The sequence below is a fragment of the Allobosea caraganae genome (assembly GCF_003351345.1).
GTDB lineage: Bacteria > Pseudomonadota > Alphaproteobacteria > Rhizobiales > Beijerinckiaceae > Allobosea > Allobosea caraganae.
This window is the reverse complement of the sequence record NZ_QQTO01000001.1, coordinates 47,607-65,904: the sequence shown is the minus strand read 5'-3', so window position 1 is coordinate 65,904 and position 18,298 is coordinate 47,607. Positions and strand designations below refer to the sequence as shown.

The following is an 18,298-nucleotide window of genomic DNA, read 5'->3' as shown; positions in this document are numbered from 1 at the left end:
CCCATGAAGAGACAATTTGCGCAAGCTCGTGCTAGGCATCGGCAGGCGGGCGTTCCAGCGCCAACGGGGAGGGCGGGATGACGCGCGGGGCGTTGCCGATCGAGGATATCGCCAGCTTCATCGCGGTGGCGCAGAATGCGAGCTTCACTCGCGCGGCCGAGCAGCTCGGCACCAGCAAGTCGAATGTCGGCAAGGCGGTGCAGCGGCTGGAGGCCAGGCTCGGCATCCGCCTGTTCCAGCGCACCACGCGCGCCGTGCGCCTCACGGAAGAGGGCGAGACCTATCTCGAAGCCGCCCGCACCGCACTCGACGGGTTGAGCGAGGCCGAGGCCGCGCTCGCCGCCCGCCGCGAGGAGCCGGTCGGGCGCGTCAGGATCGACGTGCCGGTCGGCTTCGGCCGGCTGCTGCTGCCGGTCTTCGCGCTGGTGCGCTCGCGCCATCCGCAGGTCACGCTGGAATTGGCGCTGAACGACCGGCAATCCGACGCCGTCGGCGAGGGCTGGGACATCGTCGTGCGCGTCGGCCCCTTGCCCGATAGCGGCGACATGACCGTTCGCAAGCTCTGCGACCTCCGCCTTGGACTCTACGCCTCAGCCGACTACCTGGCGCAGCGCGGGCCGATCGCAGCGGTGAAGGAGCTCTGGAACCAGGAGGCGATCGTCTTCCGCTCCGGCTCGGGGCAGCTCCGGCCCTGGACGGTGCTCGACGGCGGCCGCGCCACCCAGATTGCCCCCAAGGCTGGCCTGGTGACGAGCGACGGCCGCGCATTGATCGATGCGGCCATCAAGGGTCTCGGCGTCGCCCAGATCTTCGACCGCGTCGCACATCCGCATGTCGTCTCCGGCGAGCTGCAGCACGTCCTGCCCGAGGCCGATGCCGACGGGCCGCCGGTCCATGCCTTGATCCCGGTCGGACGCCGCATGCCGCCGAAGACGCGGGTCGTGCTGGATCAGCTCGCCGAGTTCTTCCGCTGAACGCCGGCGCTGCAGCCTTGATTTGGCATCGGCTTTTTCCGAAAACCGCATGCCACTTTTCGGGCCGATGCTCTGGTCGCGAACTATGTGATGCGCATCACTGAAATGAAGGATGCGCGCGGGCTAGGGTTCGGGCATCGCAGCGATGCGATGGAGTAGCGCGGGTGCTCGCATTGAGCGCCGCACTGTCTTCATTCGTTTGTTTCTCCCCTAGACTGGCCCCGCTGGCCTCCGGCCGGTGGGGCCTTTTGTTGCCGCCGTCACGTCGAGCGCTCTTCGGGACCACCCCTCGCCGAAGGCCCGGGCACGGCCGGGCGCCCGCGACCTCAAAGGCGACATCATCCTGGGCGACAGGGGCCGCCATCGAGGCGAGCCAGGGCGATATGCTGAACATCAGAACCGGATCATGGGGTGCCGCGCTGGGCGTTGCCCTGCTCATCGCCGGCTGTGCGGGCGAACCGCGGCGCGCCGGGCCGATCAATGAGAAGACCTTGCAGTCGGTCGCGAATGTCCGCGTCGACCCTGCCGGCGCCATCAGGATGCTGAACGCCTATCGCGCCGGCCGTGGGCTCGGCCCTGTCAGGCTCGACCCGCTGCTGACCGCGATGGCCCAGCGCCAGGCCGATGCGATGGCCGCAAGCAACAACCTGTCGCATGATGCGGCCGGGAATTTCTTCTCGCGCGTCGCGGCGGCCGGGCTCGACACGGTGCGGGCCGGCGAGAACCTCGGCGGCGGCTATTATTCGACCGAGGAGGCCTTCGCCGGTTGGCGCAGCTCGTCGGAGCACAATGCCAACCTGCTGATGCCGCAGGCGACCCGCTTCGGCATCGCGCTGGCCAAGGATCCGCGCACGCAGTACCGGACCTACTGGGCGATGGTCGTTGCGGCCGAGCCGGAGAAGCGGAGCGAAGGGCCGGGCGTGCTGATGTCGCCGCTGGGGCCGGTTGGCGCGGGTGATAGGAGGTGAGCGCTCCTATCCGATCGGAGAGATAAGTCTGCTCGGCTCCTGGACCTCTACGCCTTTTGCTCCGATCGGATCGCATTCTGGATGCAAGCTCCAAAAACCGCATGGTTCCCGGCATGCGCCGCCTTCGAAGCTTCGATCCAATGATCTTTTCGAATGAGCCGGAGGTCGATGGGATGACCGGCATTTGAGGCGAGTTGTTCCAGGTAGAGGGCAAGCGTGCGGCCATTTCCTTCCCGAAACGGATGCACGTAATTGACGTCGCCGATGATCTCTCCGGCACTTTCGGCGAAGACCCGCGGCGTCAGTCCTTTCAGATAGGTCTTGGCGACGACCCGGCGGTGGACATCGGCCATACCGGTTCGGATGTAGCGAAGAAACTGGAACTGGTTGCCGCCCTTCGAAATCTCGACCGTGCGCAAGGTGCCGGCCCAATCGTAGACATCCTGAAACAGGTGCCGATGGATCGTTCGCAGGTGGTTGAGGTCGAAGTCACCATCAGGAATGCCTTCGCCGGCACGCTGGACGACCGAGCGCCGCTCGAAACGCTCCAGCGCGTGCTCGTCCCGCAAGCCCAGCTTGTTCTTGAGGACTTTATAATCCGGCGGATAGCAGTAGGCGGTGTCGCCGCTCATTCTGCGGCGGATATGAAGCCTGCCGCCAGTGCGCGTTCGGCGATGTAGCTCCGCCTTTTGTCGGGAGACCAGCCTTCGCGCTCGAACATCTCAAACATGGCCACGTCTGCGGTATCCAGCGGATTGTCCTCGATCTCCTGCAAATGCATGGCGACGAGCCGCCGCTCGCGGGCGATCTCCATGTCTGGCGAGAGCTGAGGGGCCGGCTTCTTGCTCATATCGGCATTCTAGCCGGATTTGCTTCCGGGCGCCAGAATGCAACCTCAGTCCCGCTCCGGAAGCACCCCCTCATGCCCGCGCCGCCAATAGGCGGCGACGAGATGGCGTTCCCTGGCCAACCCTCGCTCCTTGCGCAGGTAGCCGCGGATCGCGCGCGCCGCCTTCTGCTCGCAGCCGGCCAGCACGTAGGGCTCGCCCTCCGCCGGCCAGTCCACGGCTCGGATCGCCGTCTCCAGCAGGTCGGTCGTTCCCGGCTCGGCGCCGTTGCGGTGCAGCCAGCGCAGGTCGAGCGTCGCCGCTGAGGCGATCGGCTGCTCCTCACCGGCATCGGCGATCTCGAGCAGGATCGTTGCGCGCGCCGTCGTCGGGAGGCTCTCGGCGATGCGGGCGATGGCCGGAAGCGCGGTCTCGTCACCGCAAAGCAGGTACCAGTCGGCCGGGACGATCTCGCCACCACCCGGTCCCATCAACCCGATGGGATCGCCCTCCTGCGCCGTCCGGGCCCAGACCGAACCGGCCGAGTCCTCATGCAGCACGACGTCGATAGCGAGCTCGCCGCTGGCGCGGTCGAGGCGGCGGATCGTGTAGACGCGGGCAACGAGCTCGTCCCTGCCTTTTGGCCAGGCGACGCGCCCGTCCCTGCCAACGCTTGGCCAGCGCGGCTCGTGCCCCTTCGGCGGGATCAGCACGCGGACATGCAGGCCGCCCGTCTCGAAATGCGCGATGTCGCCGGCGAGCGTGACGCGGCGCATCTTCGGCGTGACGTCGCGGGCGCCGCGCACCGTCATGGCGCGGAAATAGGGGATCTCGGTCGCTGCCGCGCGATCGCCGTTCCAGGCAACGACAGGTGCCTCGCCCTCGGCGAATGCGACCAGATGTTCGGCCACCGAGGACTTCACGACGAAGAGATAGCCCTCGCTCGGCGCCTCGACGCGGATATCGAGTGCATCCACGCCCTCCGAGATCAGCACTGCGCCGAATGGCCCGTCGAGCCGGCTGCTACCGTGGCTGCGGCTGACCGTGCCATGCTCGACGAAATGCCCGCAGAGCTTGTCGTGCAGGCCGCGCGGATCGGCGAGCGCGACCCGCGTCGTCGCGATCAGCATTTGCGCCTCAGCCATCCGTGTCTCCGCGGCTCAAGAGCCAGATCAGGTAGGGCCCGCCGATCAGCGCGGCGAAGAGCCCGACCGGGACCTGGTAGGGAAAGGCGGCGATGCGCGAGAGCCAGTCGGCCAGGATCATCGTGGCGCCGCCGATCAGCACCGCGGCGAGCAACTGGTGGTTCCCACGCGCAAAGCCGGTCAGGCGGGCGAGATGCGGCGCGATCAACCCGATCAGGCTGAGTGGGCCGATCAGGAAGGAGGCGAAGCCGGTCAGCAACGCGCCGAATGTCGCCAGCGTAAGCCGGCTACGCGTCAGTCCCAGCCCGAGGCTGCGGCTGCTGCCGGCGCCGAGCGGCAGGATGTCGAGCCAGCGCCAGAACAGGAACAGCGGAGCGATCAATACGGCCGCCGCGATCACGCCAGTCCAAGCCTCGATCTCGCCGACGCGGTTGGTCGAGCCGGACATCCAGACCAGCAGGACGTAAGCACGGAGATCGCCCTGGGCGAGCACGGTCGAGATCAAGGCCATGCAGAGCGCGCCCATGGCGATACCGGCGAGCAGCAGTCGTTCCGGCCCGAAGCCGGAGCGCGCCGCCAGCGCGAGCATGACCAGCAGCACCGCGAGCGAGCCGAGGGCGATGCCGAGCACGAGGTAGAGCGGGTTCAGCACCGGCACGAGGAAGAGCGTCACCGCGAGCCCGACGCCACCGCCGGCGCTGACGCCGAGCACCTCCGGCCCGGCCAACGGATTGCCGGTCAGGCGCTGCATCAACGTTCCGGCCGCGCCCAGCATCGCGCCGGCCATGCCGGCAGCGACGATGCGCGGGCCGCGGAAGGGCAGCAGGTCGCTGAACACAGCGCCAGTCGCGATCTCCCAACCATCCGGGCCGCGCCCGAGTGTCAGCGCGACGATGACGAGCAGAACCGCGAGGCCTGCAAGCCAAATGGCGGCTGTCAGCGGCCGGCGCACGCGATGCGGCGCGGACGGCGGCAGTCCGGCCTGGGCGCGGTGCACCATGCGCACGCGCGGCAATAGCCAGAGCAATAGCGGCCCACCTAGCAGGGCCGTGGCGGCACCGGTCGGGGCGAGATCGGCCGTGCCCGAGCCGAGCAACTGCACGGCGCTGTCGGTCAGCGACAGGATGATCGCGCCGATCACGGGGGCTGCGAGCAGGATCTGGCGCGGGGTCCGCGCGCCCGCGATCCGGGCGAGCGCCGGCGCGGCGAGGCCGACGAAGCCGATCACGCCGATTTCGGCTGTGACCGTGGCGGCGAGCCAGACCGCGACCGCGATCACCAGCAGCCGCGCGCCATGCAGGGCGAGCCCGAGGCTGCGCGCGCTGCGGTCGTCGAGCCCGAGCAGGCCGAGCGGCCGCAACAGCAGCAGCGCAGCGGCAAAGCCGAGCGCCAGCCGCGGCGCCAGCGCGATGACCGCATCCCAGCTCTGCTGGTTCAGCGATCCCGCCCCCCAGATGAAGAGCGAGAGCACGTATTCGCCCTTGGCGAGGATCACGGTCGCGCTGAGCGCCGCCGCGATCAGCGAGATCACCATGCCGGAGAGCACGACCGTGATCGGGTCGAGTCCTCGCCGCCAGCTCAGGCCGAGGATGATGCCGACCGCGGCCAGCCCGCCGGTGAGCGCGACGGCCTCGCGAGAGAAGGCGATCAGCACCGGCGCATAGGCCGTGGCGATGGTCAGCGCCAGTTGCGCGCCCGAGGCGATGCCGAGCGTCGAGGGATCCGCGATCGGGTTGCGCAGCACCTGCTGCAGCAGCGCACCGGAAAGCCCGAGCGCCGCGCCGGCGAGCAGGGCGGTCACAGCGCGCGGGACGAGGCTTTGCCAGAGCAGGATCTGCTCGAGCGCCTGCGTGACCGCGGGATCGCCCGGCAGCGGCGGGCGCGTCAGCGCGACCGCCAGTGCGAGCACGGCGGCGAGAAGCGCCAGCCCGGCCCAGCCGAGGGCGGCGCGCGGCATGGCCGGCGCGCTAGCCAAGAGGCTTCGTTCCGGCATGGCCGAATGCCTCGACCAGCAGCCGCGCGAAGCGCCGCGCCGCCGGCAAGGCGCCATAGGGGTTGATCGAACCCAGCCGGAGCACGCGTCCGGCGCGCACGTTCGGCAGCGCGTTCCAGAAGGCGCTGCGGGCGAGGATGCGCTCGGCATCGGGCGGAACCGGCGGGATCATCACGATCCAGGCCTCCGGCACGCGCGCCAGTGCCTCCAGCCCGACCGGTGCCATGGCGGAATAGCTGGTCGCCTCCGTCCAGGCATTGGCGAGATTTAGCCGACTTAAGACTTCGCCGAACATGCTGTCGGCACCGAAGACGCGGAAGTGCCTGGGGTCGCCGAGATTGATCGGGATGACCGCCCGGCCGTCATGGCTCTTCAGCCGCTCACGCAATCCAGCGAACTCGGCCTCGGTCTCGGCGATATAGCGCTCTGCGGCCTCGGCGAGGCCGAGCCGCTGGCCGATGCTGCGCGTCATCCTGACGGCGGCATCGAACGGAGGCTGCCCGCGCGCATAGATCGCAAAGCTCTCCACCGGCGCTATCAGGCGCATGCGTGGCTCGGATGAGACGTAGAAGCTGGACGAGAAGATCAGGTCGGGCCGCGTCAGCCGCAGCAGCTCGAAGTTCACGGTGCCGCGCAGGCCGAGATCGGTGACAGAGGCGGGAACCGCCGGCTCGACCGCGACCTCATGGAATTGCAGCAGCTCCGTCGCCGCCACCGGCACGACGCCGAGCGCGAGCAAAGTCTCCAGCACGGCCCAGTCCACCGTCGCGACGCGCAAGCCCGCAGCGCGCGCCGGCGCGGGCAGGGCGATTGCGCCGGCAAGGGCGAGCATCTGGCGGCGGGTGAGACGCAAGCGTGTTCGGAACCTCTTCTGAGCCCTCATCTTGAGAGGCTGGCCGATCAATATATCCGGTAACGGGATCGGGCGCGCGAAGCCCCTCCCCCCTTGCGGGGAGGGTTGGGGTGGGGGGCGAAAAGTCCGAGCGATTATTCTCGTTGTGGCTTGCTTCGCTCATACAAGCCGCATCTCACCCAGTCATTCGCCCCCCATCCCCATCCCTTCCCCACAAGGGGGAAGGGAGTAGCCTCACCCTGGCCAAGAAGGGCCTCAGCTTCTTCAGATCCTACCACTTGTAGTGCGCGGAGACCGTCACGGTGCGGGCGTCGCCATAGCCGCAGCCGGAAATGCCCTGGCAGCTCTTCACGTAATCCTTGTCGAACAGGTTGGTGACGTTGAGGGCCAACCCCCAATTGTCGCGCTGGTAGCGAATGGCGGCGTCGACCAGGGTCGCGGCCGGCACTTTCAGCGTGTTCTCGTTGTCGACCCAGGACTTGCCGACATAGCGCAGGCCGGCACCAACGCTGACGCCTTTGAACATCCCCTCCGGGATGGTGTAGTCGGCCCAGAGCGAGCCGGTGATTTCCGGCACGATCATCGGCGTCCTGCCGACATAGGCCGGCCGCGTGTCCTTGGTCGTCTCGAGGTCGAGCGCGGTGAAGGACGCCAGCAGCTTGAGGTCCTTGGTGACGTTCGCCTTGGCCTCGAACTCGAAGCCCTTCGAGGTCACCTCGCCGAGCTGCTGCTGCGCGAACGGGTTCGTCACCGTCGGGTTCGGGTTGAGCACGTTCTCCTTGACGATCTGGAACACGGAGGCCGTGACCAGCGCATCCATGAAGCCGGGCTTGTACTTCAGGCCGGCCTCGATCTGGTGGCCGGTCTCGGGCCGGAACGGCTGGGCGTCGCCGCCGAGCAGGTTCGGGTTGGCGTCGAAGACCGGGTTGAAGAAGGTCGCGGCGCTGACATAGGGGGTCAGCCCATTGGCGAACTCGTAGGCGAGGCCGGCCCGGCCGCTGAACGAGGCCTCCTTGTCGTCATAGCTCGGCGAGAACAGCAGCCCGGCCGGGCTGACCGACTTCTTGGTGACGTAGTCGTAGCGGCCGTTCAGCGTCACCAGCCAGCCTCCGCCGAAGCGGATCTGGTCCTGCGCGTAGATGCCGACCTGGTTATGCTTGAGGTTCTGGTTGAGATAGACCCCGGGCAGCCCCTGCGGCGCGCCATAGGCCGGGTTGGTGACGCTGATCGGCGTCGCGCCGCCCGAGGCCTGGGTGTGGTCGATGCCGAAGAACTTGTAGTCGAGCCCGACCAGGAAGGAGTGGCTCAGCGGCCCGGTCTTGAACTCGCGCTCCAGCCGGTTGTCGATGGTGAAGCTGTTGACCGCCGTGCGCTCCTGGAAGCCGATGCGGTACATCTGGTAGTCCGGCCCGAGCGGCTGGAAGCGGTCGCCGAACTGCGCGTCCGGACCATAATAGCCGAAGCCGTAGGGGCCGAGCTGCGAGCCGGTCATCCGGCCCCAGCGCGCGTTCTGCGAGAAGGTCCAGTCGTTGAACGCGTGCTGGAACTCGTAGCCCAGCATCGCCTGCGTCCGGTCCTGGTCGTCGATCGCCGGCTCGCCCAGGAAGGCCTTGCGCCGGATCTTGCCGAAGGGGGCGTTCACCACCGTGCCGACATAGGGCAGGAAGCCGCCGCCGGAATGGACCTGGTCCAGCGCCGAATAATGCCCGTAGAGCGTGAACTTGGTCGCGCCCGTCGGCTGGTAGGTGATCTGCGGCAGGAGCGTGCCGCGGAAATCCTTGGAGACGTCGGTATACTGGTCGCCGCCGGCGATGCGCCCGGTCAGGCGCGTGCTCCAGACGCCCTGCTTGTCGCTGACGCCGAGGTCGAGCCCGAGATAGGCATTGCCGAAATTATTGATGCCGGCCTCGACATAGCCGAAAGTCCTGCCGTTCGGTCGCTTGCTGACCAGGCTGACGATGCCGCCGGGATTGGCGCCGCCATAGAGCACCGAGGCCGGGCCCTTCAGCACCTCGACCCGCTCCAGCGTGAACGGGTCGATCTGGAAGCCGCCGAACCCGTAGGAGTAGAGCGAGAGCCCGTCGAGGAAGACGCCGGTCTGCGTCGCCTGGAAGCCGCGGATGAAGAACCAGTCGGTGTCCGGGTCGGGCCCGAAGGTCTGGGTCGCGACGCCCGAGGTGTAGCGCAGGGCTTCGTCGACCTTGAGCACCTTGCGGTCGTCGAGCTCCTCGCGGCCGATCACCGAGACCGATTGCGGGATCGCCGTGATCGGCGTGTTCGACTTCGAGCCCGCGGCCGAGCGCTGGGCGACATAGCCGTTCACCGGCCCGGCGGCGGCCTCGCCTTCACCTGTGACCACGACAGGGTCGAGCTGGATCGCGCGGGCATCGCCGGCCTGCTGGGCCCGCGAGGCTAATGGTTGCAGCATGGCGACGAGAGAAACCGTCGAGATAAGAATAAATCTAGATTTCATTGCCGCGGGATAAAACATTTTTGCGCCCACCACGATCTGCTCTTTACACATGAGAACCATTGTAAACTGGCTCTACTCACGTGCCGCCCGAGTATCTTATCTGGCGCATATCAGTTCAGTCCTTTCCGGGATTGTTCATTCCTGTTGCATGTTGAACGTTCCTGTCCACTCGATTATCGTGAGGGCAGGCATTTCTTCAATTTCTGTCCGGCGTGGCGCTTCTGCACTGCCCCGGACGAGGAGCCGGATGATGACGTTTCAGCCGCGCATGAGGTCGATCCGCGAAGGCATCACGCTGCTCGACGATCTGAAATGGCGCTCCTGGAACGGCGTCATCGCCGATCTCTGGCAGGCGGAATGCGCCACCGGCGCGCGCGGCGAGTATGTCTCCGAGCATCCGCGCCTGTTCATCGTGCTCGACAAGACCGGCGGCGAGTTCACGACCCGGCTGGCCTCGAACGGCCACGCCATCTCCAGCCAGCACAGGCCGGGTTCGCTCAGCTATTTCCCAGCGAAGATGCCGGTCTGGGGCCGCACCGAGCGCAAGCTGCGCATCCGCCATCTCGACCTGCATTTCGACCCCAAGGAGGTGGGCGAGCGCCTCGGCGAGCCGCTCGACCCCGCAAGGCTGGCCGAGCCGCGCATCATGTTCAGCGATGAGCGCCTGCTGACGCTGGCCCGGCTGATCGCGACCGAATGCGCCGAGCCCAACGCCCGCCACGACCTCTATGGCGACGGCCTGACGCTGGCGCTGCTGATCGACCTGTTCAAGCTCGGCCGCCGGCCGGAGCGCAAGCGCACTCCGCTCGCCTCATGGCAGCTGCGCCGCGTCACCGACTATATCGAGGCCAATTGCGCCGGCAGCATCCGCCTGCAGGAACTGGCTGAGATGGTCGACTTGTCGCAATCCTATTTCAGCCATGCCTTCAAGGCTTCGACCGGCCTGCCGCCGCATCAATGGCAGTTGCAGGCGCGGGTGCGCAGGGGGCAGGATTTGCTGCTGCAGGGCGACCGCTCGCTCACCGAGATCGCGGTCGAGGCCGGCTTTTCCGACCAGGCCCATTTCACCCGCGTCTTCCGCCGCGTCGTCGGCGAGACGCCGGCCGCCTGGCGCCGCCTGCGCCAGAATTCGGATATTTTGATCTAGAGCCTGCCGTGATCTGCCAGAATTAAACGCCGTCATCCCGGACGGAGCGCAGCGGAGCTCCGGGATGACGCGGAGAGGTTGCTGCGTCATCGCGGCACGTTCCAGCCTTTCCGACTTTCAGCCTATCGACTCGTAGGCCGAAATCATCAACCATGGGTTGGTGCCGTAACGTCATAAGCACGACGGCCGCGGGGCGGGCATGTCGTTGCGTATCGATGTCCCAGGGCAGACAAGTCACTTCGGGCGGGACCGGTCATTGCCGGGTTTGCCCGACGAGATCGCATTCCTGATCCGCCACGGCGTCTCCATGGCGCGGCTGCAACGGATCGCCGCACGCGCCGCGCGCATCGGCGTCGATCCCGCGAGCGAGGCCATCGCCTCGGGGCTGGTGGGAGAGACGGCCTTCTATCGGGCGCTGGCGGCCGAGCTTGGCCTGCCGTTCTGCGATGACGAGCTTTCGTTGCGGGCGGGCGGCGACCTCAACGCCATCCTGGGCCAAGGCATCGCGCCGGTCGCAATGCCCGGAAGCGGCATTCGGCTCGTCCTGGCGCCGACCGGCCCGGCTCTGCGGCGGATGCTCGCCGGCGGCCCGCACCTTCGCAACGACATCGTCGTCACCACGCCGAGTCTCTTTGCCGCCGCCCTGCGCCGCGCCAACAGCCGCGTGCTGGCGAGCCGGATCGCCGGGCTCGGCTTGGAGCGGCAAAGCGCCCGCACCGGGATAAGCCGGGGGCAATATGTCACGGCCGGCTGCTGCATCGGGCCGACATCCTTCTTCGGAACGCTCGCGCCGCTCGAGACCATCCTTCTGATGATGCTGCTCGCCGGGCCCTTCTTCCTGGCCGTGATCTTCCTGCGGCTGGCGGCGGTGTTCGAGCCGCCTCCCGTCGAGGCCTGGCGCAGAATCCCCTGGCAGGTCGATGATGGCCGGCTGCCGGTCTACACCGTGGCGGTGCCGCTCTTCCGCGAGGAGAAGGTTCTCCCGAAGCTGATAAAGGCCCTGGCGGCGCTCGATTACCCGGCCGCCAAGCTCGACATCCGCCTGCTGGTCGAGGAGCACGACCATGGCTTGCGGCAGGCGCTCGCCAGGTGCGACCTGCCGCCCAATGTCGCGGTCATGGTCGTGCCGCGCGGGCGGCCGCAGACCAAGCCGCGCGCGCTCAACCTCGCGCTGCTGGAGGCGCGCGGCGAGATCTTCACCATCTACGATGCCGAGGACGTGCCCGATCCCTTGCAATTGCGGCTGGCCGCGGCGCAGTTCCTGCGCTCTCCGAAGGACCTCGCCTGCCTCCAGGCCCGGCTCGTCATCGATAATGGCGGCGACGGCTGGCTCCAGTCGCTGTTCGCGCTCGAATATGCCGGGCTGTTCGACGTGCTGAATCCGGGCCTGCTGCGTCTGCGCCTGCCGATCATGCTCGGCGGCACCTCGAACCATTTCCGCACGTCGGCACTGCGAGAGGTCGGCGGCTGGGACGCCTGGAACGTCACCGAGGATGCCGATATCGGCCTGCGCCTGCTGCGCGCCGGCTATCGCATGGACGACCTGCCCTCGCGCACGCTGGAGGAGGCACCGGACAGCTTCTCGAGCTGGCTGAAGCAGCGCATCCGTTGGAACAAGGGCTATGTCCAGACCCTGATCAGTCATCTCAGGGATCCCCTCGCGCTGCTGCGCGAGGCCGGCCGGGGCCCGACCTGCGCATTTCTGGCATTGGCGCTCGGCGGCATGGTCAGTTCGCTGCTCTATCCCGCCTTCGCCGTCGCGGTGGCCGCCGCCGCCCTCGACGGCTCGCTCTTCGCTGCAGGCAAAAGCTTCGGCGATGTCGCGACCGTCATGGCGGGAGCCGTCACCCTGTCGGGATCGCTCGCGCTGCTGGCCGCGCCAACGCTCGGCGCCGTCCGGCGCCGCGCCTTCGGCCTGCTGAAATACCTGCCGCTGCTGCCGGTCTACTACGCGCTGGTCTCCGTCGCGTCCTGGCTGGCGCTGGTCGAATATGCCCGCGCGCCGTTTCGCTGGAACAAGACCGAGCACGGCATGGCGCGGACCTCGCGCTATTCCGGGACGCCTTAAGATCCTGCCTCAAAGGTGCCGGAGCAGTTCCGCCGCCGCCTGTGCCGGCGGCTGCTCGATGTTGAAGCTGCCGACGAAGCCGCCGTTCTTGTCCATCAGATAGACCAGCGCGGTATGGTCCATCGTGTAGTCGCCATCCTTCTGCGGCACCTTCTTGGCGTAGGCGCGGTAGGCCTTCACCGTCGCGTCGATATCGGCCTGGCTGCCGGTCAGGCCGACGATGCGCGGGTCGAAGCTGCCGAGATAGCTCTTCATCACGTCGGGCGTGTCGCGCTCGGGATCGACGCTGACGAACAGCGCCCGCAGCTTCTCGCCCTTGGTCCCCGCCGCCCGCATCATCTCCGAGATCGAGAACAGCGTGGTCGGGCAGACGTCGGGGCAATGCGTGAAGCCGAAGAAGACCAGGAAGGGCGCGCCGCGCAGCTCCTTGTCGCTCAGGCTCTTGCCCTCGGCCGTGGTCAGCGTGAACGGCCCGCCGACGCTGGAGGCCAGGCTCTGGCCCTGCTGGCGTGGGCTGAAGGTGACGATCGCGGCGGCGGCGAGCGCCAGCGCGCCGATCAGGAAGACGACGAGGGGCAGGATGAGGCGGCGGTTCAAGATGTCCTCGCGCGGCAGCGGGTTTGAAGGTGAGCGCCTCAGAAGCAGGCGACGAGCGCGGCGATCAGCCCGTCGGTGAAGAGCCGGTCGCCCTCGCGCCACCAGAGCAGCAGCCCGGTCAGCAGCAGGCTGCCGGCCCCGCCGCCGAGCAGCAGGATGCCGGTCCGCGAGATTGGGGCGGTCGTCTCATCCTGCGTATGATCAGGCTGCGTCATGCCGGTGAACATAGTCGCAGCGCGCTGCCGCCGAAAGCGGCAACCGTGACGCAGGGGGCTTTGCCGGAACCTAGCGACGCGGCGTCTTCGGCAATCCCTTTGCCTCTGCCGCCAAAGCCGCGATCTGCTGATCCGCCTCGTCATGGCGTTGCAGCTTGCGGCTCTGATCGAAGCTTTCGTAGTGCCGCTCAGCGAGCCGCTTGGCGTCCTCGGCTTTCACCGATCCACCGGTTCGAAGGACGGCGCGTCCAAGCTGCTGCAATTGCTGGTCGAGCAGGGTCTGAGCGTCCTGCATGACAACCAGCCTGCCCAGATCCAGCTGGTCTTCGAAGATGTCGAGCAGGATCGTGGTGAGCCGGTTCAGCTCCTTCACCTCCCGGTCCGACAGGTAGTTCTTGGAGACGCCGACATCGCTCTTCCGAATGTTGTCGTTCGGCCACGTCCGCAGGCCCATGTTCTCGGCGGTGTGATCGGCCCGGCCGACGATGATTTCCGCGGGAGTCTGCGAGGTTACGGCGTAAACCAGCTTCGCCTGCGTGCGCTGGTAGAATGCACGGGCGATTTCCGCGCTGCCATCATAGTCCTGGCACAGGGCGCAGATCTTGCGCAGTTCGCGATAGACACTCGCTTCATCCGACCGGATGTCGCGGATGATCTCGCGCAGCTCGGCGACCCGGTCGGTATTGTCCGGCTGCTTGAGCCGCTGGGCATCGACCACGAAGCCCGTCCTGGCGAACTGGACCAGGATGCCGGTCGCCCAGCGGCGGAAGATAGTCGCCTGGGCGGATGAGACGCGGTAGCCGACCGATATCACTACATCAAGGTTATAGTGCTCGATTTGGCGGCTGACCTGACGAGCCCCCTCCTGCCGAACTTGTGCAATTTTTGCACTTGTTGCCTCAGCGTTGAGTTCCGCTTCAGCGTAGACATTGGCGATGTGTTTGGTGATGACCGAGCGATCGACACCAAAAAGCTGACCAATCTGGCCCTGCGTCATCCATAGGACTTCACCCTCGTAGCGGATATCGAGGCGCAAGCCCCTGTCGGTTCCGTAGACGAGGAATCGGTCGCCGGTTTCAGCGTCCTCGACCAGCCGGACCGGCTCGTTCTGATCATCTGCCATAGGTGCGCCCGGCCCAAGAGAGAGAACATAATGGCAACATTTCTAGCGGGATTTCGCCGTCAATTGCAACCTCCGCATGGTCCGCACGCGCATCAATCGAGCGGGCCGGCATCTCGCGGAGTACAATTCAGCGTGCGGCAGCCGTTGCGCACCGAACCTGAGTGGAGAAGCAGGAAGGAGGGTTGGAGCGGGCGATCGGGATCGAACCGACGACATTCAGCTTGGGAAGCTGACGTTCTACCACTGAACTACGCCCGCATGCGCTCGCAGCGACCGCTGATCAACGGCGAGGACGCGATTCTCTTAGAGCATGTTCCGCGAAAGTGGAATGCGCTTTTCGATGGGAGCGTGCTCAAAAAAATCGGCCGAAGGCTTCCGGCGCCGGTGTCATCCGGCAACTCGTGCGGGACGCCGCGCTTGGCTCAATCGTGAAAGTGCTTGGAGAGCTTGAGCGCCTGGCCCTGGTAGTTCGACTTCAGGTCGGCGCCGTAGAGCGCCTCGGGCCGGGCAGCCATCTTCTCGTAGACCAGCCGGCCGACGATCTGGCCGTCCTCGATGATGAAGGGCACGTCGCGCGAGCGCACTTCGAGCACGGCGCGCGCGCCCGTGCCGCCGGCGGCGCTATGGCCGAAGCCGGGGTCGAAGAAGCCGGCATAATGCACCCGGAACTCGCCGACGAGCGCGTCGAACGGCGTCATCTCGGCCGCGTAGTCCGGCGGCACGTGCACCGCTTCCTTGGAGGCGAGGATGTAGAACTGGTCGGGATCGAGGATCAGCGCGCGCGAGCCGTCGGACGGAATCGGCTCCCAGAACTCGGCGGCGCGATAGGCGCCGGGGCGGTCGACGTCGACCAGCGCGGTGTGGTGCTTGCCGCGATAGCCGATCAGGCCGTCGAACCCCGCGAGGTCGACGCTGACGGCGACGCCGCTCTGGAAGGAGGGCGTGGCCGAGCTGACCAAGGTCTCGCGCTCGTGCAATTCGCCGAGCGCCTTGTCGTCGAGCCTGGTCTCGCCGGCGCGGAAGCGGATCTGCGACAGGCGGGAACCGGAGCGCACCAGCACTGGGAAGGTTCGCGGCGAAATCTCGATGAAGAGCGGGCCCTCATAGCCCTCTTCCACCAGGTCGAACTCGCGGGCGCGGTCGGTGATGACGCGGGTGAAGACGTCGAGCCGACCGGTCGAGCTCTTCGGGTTGGCGGCGGCGCGCAGGCCCTTGGGCAGGGCGAGGCTCTCCATCAGCTCCGCGACATAGACGCAGCCGGTCTCCAGCACCGCGCCGCGCGTCAGGTCGATCTCGTGCAGGGCGAGGCTGTCGAGCCGCTCCTGCACGGTCCGGCCGGGTCCAGGCAGGAAGCTGGCGCGAACGCGATAGGCCTTCTCGCCGAGCCGGAGGTCGAGGCTCGCCGGCTGGATCTGGCCTTCGGCTGGCGGATGCGCCAATCCGATCACGCCTTCCTCGATGAAGGCACGGATGCGGCTGTCGGGCTGGATGCCGGGCGAGAAGGGCTGCAAGGCGATGTCGGACCAGTGAGAAGGACCACGGCTAGAGCATGATGCCGAAAAGTGGAAACCGATTTTCGGCCGACATCATGCTCTCACTTATTAATGAGAGCTGGGCGCAAAGGCCAAGCGCGCTCGCCCGCTTCATGCCCGCCCAGCGCCGGTTGTCCACGCGAGAATGATGCGGCGCGCTGCCGCTACGGGATTGACGCTGTCGGCAGCCGGCCCATAACAAGGCCGTCGCAGGTGGCCGAGCGCGGCTGGCCGGCGCCCGCTTCAGGGGTGGAGCAGCGAGCATGTACCAGGCACAGACCCATGACGTCCGCGTCATCGCCGTACCCGAGTTCATGGAGAAGGAATCCTCCCATCAGCAGGGCCGCTATTTCTGGGCCTACACCATCGAGATCATCAACCTGTCGCCGAAGACGATCCAGCTGATGACGCGCTATTGGCGCATCACCGACGGCAAGGGCGAGGTCCATGAAGTCCGCGGCGAGGGGGTCATCGGCAAGCAGCCCGTGCTGCGCCCCGGCGAGAGCTTCAGCTACACCTCCGGCTGCCCGCTGATGACGCCGGACGGCTCGATGCAGGGCTTCTATGCCATGCTCGGCGAGGATGGCACGGTCTTTGATGTCGAGGTGCCGCTGTTTCCCCTCGATTCCCCCTATGTGAAGAAGGTCCTGCATTGACTGCCCAGCCAAAGCCGAGCGCGCAGCGTTACGCGCCGCTCGAGATGCTCGCCCGCCTCGTCGCGTTCGACACCGTCAGCCACAAGTCCAATCTCGACCTGATCGCCTTCGTCGCCGATTACCTCGACGGCTGCGGGGTGCCCTATCACCGCTTCCCCAATGCCGAGGGCGACAAGGCGGCGCTCTTCGCCACGATCGGCCCGAGTGATCGCGGCGGCGTCGTGCTCTCCGGCCATACCGATGTCGTGCCGGTGGCGGGCCAAAACTGGTCGCGCGATCCCTTCACCCTGCATGTCGCCGATGGCAAGGCGTTTGGCCGCGGCGCGGTCGACATGAAGGGCTTCGTCGCGCTCGCGCTGGCGCTGGTGCCGGATTTCCTGGCGGCGAACCTCAAGACGCCGATCCACCTCTTCCTGTCCTATGACGAGGAGGTCTCCTGCCTCGGCGTCATCGACGGCATCGCCGCGATGGGTCATGAGCTGCCGCGCCCGCGCGCCGTCATCGTCGGCGAGCCGACCTCGCTCGACGTCACCGACGCGCATAAGGGCATCCGCACCTTCAACACGGTCGTCACCGGCTTCGCCGCCCATTCCTCCAAGCCGCAGCTCGGCGCCAGCGCCGTCCATGCCGGCGCTCTGCTCGCAGCCGAGCTCGACCGGATGGCGGTGGAGTTCGAGGGGCGGCGCGATGCCAGCGGCCGCTTCGACCCGCCCTACGACACGGTGCATGTCGGCAAGCTGCATGGCGGCATCGCCCGCAACATCCTGGCCGATCGCTGCGAGATCGCCTGGGAGGTGCGCAGCCTGCCGGGCTCGGACCCCGACGAGGTGCCGCGGCGCTTCGCGGCCTACGCCGAGACGGTGCTCGCCCGCATGCGCCTGACAGCGCCCTCGTCTACGATCGAGACGGCGATGACCTCGGACGTACCCGGCCTTGCGCCCGACCCCGGCTCGGAGGCCGAAGCACTTGCCATGCGCCTCGCCGGGCGCAACAGCACCATCGCGGTGGCCTATGCCACCGAAGCCGGGCATTTCCAGCGCGCCGGCCTGCCGACCATCGTCTGCGGCCCCGGCTCGATTGACCAGGCACACCAGCCGGATGAATACATCACGCTGGAGCAGATCGCCGCCGGCGAGGGCTTTATGCGACGGCTGCTGGAGAGCTGCAGGGCATAGCTGGTACTGGCGCGGTTTCCCTTCCCCCCCGAGGGAGGAGGGAAGAACCTAGACCTGCGGATCCTCGATCAGCGCCAGCCGGCCGGCCGCGAGCTTGGCGAAGGCGATGGTCAGCATCTTGCGCCTGGCCGGCGCCAACGGGTGGCGCGGCGCATCGCGCAGCAGCTCGCCGCCATAGGCGTCGGCGACGATCAGCCCGACATCGTCAGGCAGGATTTCGCGCGGGAATTCCGGCGCCACGGCAAAGAGGAAACCGTCGCAATACTCGCGGTAGTCCGGCCATTTGCCGTCGACGCGATAGTCCTCGATGCCGGATTTGACCTCGACCACCAGCAACTCGCCGGAAGGCGAGAGCGCGACGATGTCGCCGCGCCTGCCATTGGCGAAGGTCATCTCCTTGACGATGGCATAGCCGCGCTCGCGCAAATGACGGCCAGCGCCGCGGCAGACGGCGCGGGTGATGTCGGGCCGCGCAGGCGGTGGATTCAGGGCGGGATTGGCAACGGGCATTCGCTCATGTTCACTCTTTGTGCCTTGCTTGGCAAGCCGAAC

17 protein-coding genes and 1 tRNA gene are annotated in these 18,298 nt (G+C 67.2%); 6 read left to right on the top strand and 12 right to left on the bottom strand.

The window, feature by feature from the left end; translation table 11 throughout:
- The first annotated feature begins 77 nt into the window (after positions 1–77).
- Both DWF00_RS00330 and DWF00_RS00325 read left to right on the top strand, forming a co-directional pair.
- Positions 78–974 carry a LysR family transcriptional regulator gene (locus DWF00_RS00330; RefSeq protein ID WP_114828546.1) on the top strand — a complete coding sequence of 299 codons (897 nt, stop codon included), beginning with the start codon at positions 78–80 and terminating at the stop codon, positions 972–974.
- Positions 975–1,357: 383 nt separating this feature from the next.
- Complete coding sequence (locus DWF00_RS00325; protein WP_114828545.1) at positions 1,358–1,942, top strand: CAP domain-containing protein; 585 nt, start codon at positions 1,358–1,360, stop codon at positions 1,940–1,942.
- A gap of 47 nt (positions 1,943–1,989) precedes the next feature.
- Here the strand turns inward: DWF00_RS00325 and DWF00_RS00320 are convergent, their stop codons facing one another.
- From DWF00_RS00320 to DWF00_RS00295, 6 genes are all read right to left on the bottom strand, one after another.
- The gene (locus tag DWF00_RS00320; RefSeq protein ID WP_114828544.1) at positions 1,990–2,574 is read right to left on the bottom strand and encodes a Fic/DOC family protein; all 585 of its coding nucleotides are present in this window, start codon (positions 2,572–2,574) and stop codon (positions 1,990–1,992) included.
- Positions 2,571–2,792: a hypothetical protein gene (locus DWF00_RS00315; RefSeq protein ID WP_114828543.1), complete on the bottom strand. Its 222-nt coding sequence runs from the start codon at positions 2,790–2,792 to the stop codon at positions 2,571–2,573. Before DWF00_RS00315 ends, DWF00_RS00320 begins: the two co-directional genes overlap by 4 nt.
- Positions 2,793–2,837: 45 nt before the next feature.
- The gene (locus DWF00_RS00310) at positions 2,838–3,914 is read right to left on the bottom strand and encodes a siderophore-interacting protein (protein WP_114828542.1); all 1,077 of its coding nucleotides are present in this window, start codon (positions 3,912–3,914) and stop codon (positions 2,838–2,840) included.
- The gene (gene fhuB, locus DWF00_RS00305; protein ID WP_245973684.1) at positions 3,907–5,871 is read right to left on the bottom strand and encodes a Fe(3+)-hydroxamate ABC transporter permease FhuB; all 1,965 of its coding nucleotides are present in this window, start codon (positions 5,869–5,871) and stop codon (positions 3,907–3,909) included. The genes DWF00_RS00310 and fhuB overlap by 8 nt, the downstream gene beginning before the upstream one ends.
- A 10-nt stretch (positions 5,872–5,881) precedes the next feature.
- Positions 5,882–6,739 carry an ABC transporter substrate-binding protein gene (locus tag DWF00_RS00300; RefSeq protein WP_114828540.1) on the bottom strand — a complete coding sequence of 286 codons (858 nt, stop codon included), beginning with the start codon at positions 6,737–6,739 and terminating at the stop codon, positions 5,882–5,884.
- Positions 6,740–7,031: 292 nt separating this feature from the next.
- Positions 7,032–9,233, bottom strand: a complete 2,202-nt coding sequence (locus tag DWF00_RS00295; protein ID WP_281270088.1) for a TonB-dependent siderophore receptor — start codon at positions 9,231–9,233, stop codon at positions 7,032–7,034.
- 250 nt (positions 9,234–9,483) lie between these two features.
- On the opposite strand from DWF00_RS00295, the gene DWF00_RS00290 reads away from it, so the two are divergent.
- The gene (locus DWF00_RS00290) at positions 9,484–10,380 is read left to right on the top strand and encodes an AraC family transcriptional regulator (protein WP_114828854.1); all 897 of its coding nucleotides are present in this window, start codon (positions 9,484–9,486) and stop codon (positions 10,378–10,380) included.
- Between the two features lie 256 nt (positions 10,381–10,636).
- On the top strand, positions 10,637–12,448 hold the full coding sequence (locus DWF00_RS00285; protein ID WP_181832564.1) for a glycosyltransferase family 2 protein: 1,812 nt from the start codon (positions 10,637–10,639) through the stop codon (positions 12,446–12,448).
- A gap of 9 nt (positions 12,449–12,457) precedes the next feature.
- Here DWF00_RS00285 and DWF00_RS00280 read toward each other — a convergent pair whose 3' ends face one another.
- From DWF00_RS00280 to DWF00_RS00260, 5 genes are all read right to left on the bottom strand, one after another.
- The gene (locus DWF00_RS00280; protein ID WP_114828853.1) at positions 12,458–13,048 is read right to left on the bottom strand and encodes an SCO family protein; all 591 of its coding nucleotides are present in this window, start codon (positions 13,046–13,048) and stop codon (positions 12,458–12,460) included.
- Positions 13,049–13,083: 35 nt separating this feature from the next.
- Complete coding sequence (locus tag DWF00_RS29265) at positions 13,084–13,260, bottom strand: hypothetical protein (RefSeq protein WP_181832563.1); 177 nt, start codon at positions 13,258–13,260, stop codon at positions 13,084–13,086.
- Positions 13,261–13,330: 70 nt separating this feature from the next.
- Complete coding sequence (rhuM, locus tag DWF00_RS00270) at positions 13,331–14,383, bottom strand: RhuM family protein (protein ID WP_114828536.1); 1,053 nt, start codon at positions 14,381–14,383, stop codon at positions 13,331–13,333.
- A 183-nt stretch (positions 14,384–14,566) separates the two neighbouring features.
- Positions 14,567–14,641 (bottom strand) — tRNA-Gly (locus tag DWF00_RS00265).
- Between the two features lie 164 nt (positions 14,642–14,805).
- Positions 14,806–15,894, bottom strand: a complete 1,089-nt coding sequence (locus DWF00_RS00260; RefSeq protein ID WP_114828535.1) for a 2'-deoxycytidine 5'-triphosphate deaminase — start codon at positions 15,892–15,894, stop codon at positions 14,806–14,808.
- Between the two features lie 284 nt (positions 15,895–16,178).
- On the opposite strand from DWF00_RS00260, the gene apaG reads away from it, so the two are divergent.
- Positions 16,179–16,571 carry a Co2+/Mg2+ efflux protein ApaG gene (apaG, locus tag DWF00_RS00255; protein ID WP_114828534.1) on the top strand — a complete coding sequence of 131 codons (393 nt, stop codon included), beginning with the start codon at positions 16,179–16,181 and terminating at the stop codon, positions 16,569–16,571.
- Between the two features lie 44 nt (positions 16,572–16,615).
- The gene (argE, locus tag DWF00_RS00250; protein WP_114828852.1) at positions 16,616–17,746 is read left to right on the top strand and encodes an acetylornithine deacetylase; all 1,131 of its coding nucleotides are present in this window, start codon (positions 16,616–16,618) and stop codon (positions 17,744–17,746) included.
- 48 nt (positions 17,747–17,794) lie between these two features.
- Here argE and mmcB read toward each other — a convergent pair whose 3' ends face one another.
- Positions 17,795–18,256: a DNA repair putative endonuclease MmcB gene (gene mmcB / locus DWF00_RS00245; RefSeq protein WP_114828533.1), complete on the bottom strand. Its 462-nt coding sequence runs from the start codon at positions 18,254–18,256 to the stop codon at positions 17,795–17,797.
- Positions 18,257–18,298 lie beyond the last annotated feature (42 nt).